General features: G+C 64.5%; 3 protein-coding genes and 1 pseudogene. All 4 read left to right on the forward strand.

Features of this window, described 5'->3' with window-relative positions; genetic code table 11:
* A pseudogene (locus tag EN914_RS29415) lies at positions 1 to 220 on the forward strand (D-alanine--D-alanine ligase); the annotation flags it as partial.
* Positions 208 to 1,149 carry a cell division protein FtsQ/DivIB gene (locus tag EN914_RS29420; protein ID WP_024501462.1) on the forward strand — a complete coding sequence of 314 codons (942 nt, stop codon included), beginning with the start codon at positions 208 to 210 and terminating at the stop codon, positions 1,147 to 1,149. The pseudogene EN914_RS29415 and the gene EN914_RS29420, both read left to right, overlap by 13 nt.
* Positions 1,146 to 2,453: a cell division protein FtsA gene (gene ftsA / locus EN914_RS29425; RefSeq protein WP_013530962.1), complete on the forward strand. Its 1,308-nt coding sequence runs from the start codon at positions 1,146 to 1,148 to the stop codon at positions 2,451 to 2,453. Before EN914_RS29420 ends, ftsA begins: the two co-directional genes overlap by 4 nt.
* A 68-nt stretch (positions 2,454 to 2,521) precedes the next feature.
* On the forward strand, positions 2,522 to 3,244 hold a 723-nt coding region (ftsZ, locus tag EN914_RS29430; protein ID WP_127389450.1), incomplete at its 3' end, for a cell division protein FtsZ.

Here is a 3,244-nt window from a genome sequence, read left to right on the forward strand (position 1 = left end):
GCTCAAGGCTCACCAAGCGATCGGCTGTCGGGGCGTTTCCCGGTCGGACTTCCGTTATGACGATCGGCATTCCGAAAACGGCGAGATTGTCTGGCTCGAGGTCAACACCCAGCCGGGTATGACGCCGACGTCCTTGGTGCCTGAAATCGCCGCCCAGGCCGGGCACTCGTTTGGCGATTTGTTGAGTTGGATGGTGGAGGACGCTTCGTGTCTGCGTTGAAATGGGGACAGGGTAGGGAGAGGGGCGCGGCCGGTCCGGCGCTGTTCGGCCTGTCGTTGTCGTTGGACCATTTCGTGCTGCCGCGGATGCTGCGCCGCCCGGTGCGCATTATGGCGCGCCTCGGTGTCGGGGAATTCCAGGCGCCGCGCTTTTCCGCGGCCATGATGTCGGCCGTGCTGATTTTCTCGAGCAGTGCCTATGGCGCCTATCTCGGCGGTCATGTCGACGGTATCGTGCAGAGCATCACCGCCCGTACCGGATTTGCCGTCGATCAGGTCAAGGTGGTGGGCAATCGCCAGACCTCGGAAATCGATATACTCGACAGGCTTGAACTCGACGGCTGGACGTCGCTGATCGGCTTTAATGCCGAGGCCGCGCGGGAACGAATTGCGACCTTGCCGTGGATCGAGGTCGCGGCGGTGCGCAAGGTCTATCCGCATACGCTGGAAGTGCGTGTCGAGGAGCGTGAGGCTTTCGCGCTCTGGCAGCAGGGTGACGAGCTTTCGGTCATCGAGAGGAATGGCGCCATGATCGCGCCGTTCTCGGGCGGCAAGCAGGTGCTTCTGCCGCTGCTGATCGGCACCGGCGCGCCGGCGAGCGCGCCCGATTTCCTGGCCAAGGTCGAAAAATATCCCGAGCTCGCGAACCGGATCAAAGGTTATATCCGTGTCGGCGAACGGCGCTGGGACCTGAAGCTGGACAATGGCATCACCATCAAGCTTCCCGAGGACGACGAGGATCAGGCGCTCGCCGAACTCGTGAAGATGGATCATGACAACGGTTTGCTGTCGCGCGACATCGCCGCCGTCGACATGCGCCTGACGGACCGGCTGGTCGTGCAGTTGACGGCGGAAGCGGCGACGCAGCGCGAAGCCGCCCTCAACGAGAAACCCAAGAGCCTGAAGCGCAAGCCGGAGACGAAGATATGAGCTGGCTTGGCAGTCCTGGCGATGCCGCGTCGCGCCGGTCTGGCACCCTGACGGTGCTGGATGTCGGTTCGAGCAAGGTCTGCTGCATGGTGGCCAAGCTCAAGCCGTGCGATGACGGCAAGCTGCTGCGCGGCCGTTCGCACCGGATCCAGGTGATCGGCATCGGCCATCAGAAGTCGCAAGGCGTGAAGTCGGGTGTCGTGGTCGATCTCGACAGGGCGGAGCATGCCATCCGCCTTTCCGTCGACGCAGCCGAGCGCATGGCCGGGCTGACGGTCGATTCGCTGATCGTCAACATGACGGCCGGCCGGCTGAAGAGCGAAGCCTTCTCCGCCACCATCAATCTTGGCGGCCACGAGGCCGACGAGGCCGACATCAAGCGCGTTCTCGGTGCTGGCGCCAAGCAGGCGCTGAAGGCCGAGCGCGAAGTGATCCATTCGCTTCCCGTCGGCTTCTCGCTGGATGCCGAACGCGGCGTGCGCGATCCGCGCGGCATGGTCGGCGACGCACTCGGCGTCGACATGCATGTGCTGACCGGCGACGCCGCGCCGATGCGCAATCTGGAGCTGTCCATCAACCGTTCGCATCTGTCGGTCGAGCGCATGGTGGCGACGCCCTATGCCAGCGGGCTGGCGGCGCTGGTCGACGACGAGTTGGAAATGGGTGCGGCCTGCATCGACATGGGCGGCGGCACGACGACGATCTCGGTGTTTTCGGAAGGCAAGTTCGTCCATGGCGATGCCATCGCCATCGGCGGCAACCATGTCACGCTGGACATGGCCAAGGGGCTGTCGACCTCGCTTGATGCCGCCGAACGGCTGAAGGTGATGCATGGTTCGGCGCTGCCCGGCAGCGCCGACGATCGCGACCTGGTCTCGATCCAGCCGATCGGTGACGATGGCGACGTGCCCTTGCAGATCCCGCGCTCGGTGATGACGCGCATCGTGCGCGCCCGCATCGACGAGACGCTCGAACTGCTGCGCGACCGGCTGAACAAGTCCGGCTATGGCAATGCAGTGGGCAAGCGTGTGGTTCTTACCGGCGGCGCCAGCCAGCTTGCCGGCCTGCCGGAGGCGGCGCGCCGCATTCTGGGACGAAATGTGCGCATCGGCCGCCCGCTCGGCGTGGCCGGCCTGCCGGAAGCGGCGAAGGGGCCGGCCTTCTCGGCCGCGGTGGGGCTTCTGATCTACCCGCAGATGGCGAGCTTCGAGAGCCATCCGGCGAAAGGAATTTCCGGTCTCAAAATGACCGGAACGGGCGGAAAACTGCATCGCATGAGTCAGTGGTTGAGAGACAGTTTCTAAAATTGACGGGGACAGCCCCATAGGCGGCCGCGGCGGCGAAGCGGCGTGAAAGGCAAAGGACGGAGACAATGACCATCAATCTGCAAAAGCCGGACATCACCGAGCTTAAGCCGCGCATCACCGTGTTCGGTGTCGGCGGCGGCGGCGGCAATGCCGTCAACAACATGATCACCGCCGGTTTGCGCGGCGTCGAGTTCGTGGTGGCCAACACCGACGCGCAGGCGCTGACCATGTCGAAGGCAGGCCGCCTGATCCAGCTCGGCGCTCACGTCACCGAGGGGCTCGGTGCGGGATCGCAGCCGGAAGTCGGCCGTGCGGCGGCGGAAGAGTGCATCGATGAAATCCTCGATCACCTGACCAACACCCATATGTGCTTCGTGACAGCCGGCATGGGCGGCGGCACCGGCACCGGTGCTGCTCCCGTCGTTGCCCGCGCAGCGCGCGAAAAGGGCATCCTCACCGTCGGCGTCGTCACCAAGCCGTTCCACTTCGAAGGCCAGCGCCGCATGAAGACCGCGGACTTCGGCATCGAGGAATTGCAGAAATGCGTCGATACGCTGATCGTCATCCCCAACCAGAACCTGTTCCGGCTGGCCAATGACAAGACCACCTTCGCCGATGCCTTCGCCATGGCCGACCAGGTGCTCTATTCCGGTGTCGCCTGCATCACCGACCTGATGGTCAAGGAAGGCCTGATCAATCTCGACTTCGCCGACGTCCGTTCCGTCATGCGCGAGATGGGCAAGGCGATGATGGGCACCGGCGAAGCTTCGGGCGAGGGCCGCGCGATG

Source organism: Mesorhizobium sp. M7A.F.Ca.CA.001.08.2.1, assembly GCF_003998455.1.
Classification (GTDB): Bacteria; Pseudomonadota; Alphaproteobacteria; order Rhizobiales; family Rhizobiaceae; genus Mesorhizobium; species Mesorhizobium ciceri.

Excerpts from the sequence above, each read along its gene's own strand:
- ftsA (WP_013530962.1), top strand. The coding sequence starts at position 1,146 with ATGAGCTGGCTTGGCAGTCCTGGCGATGCCGCGTCGCGCCGGTCTGGC.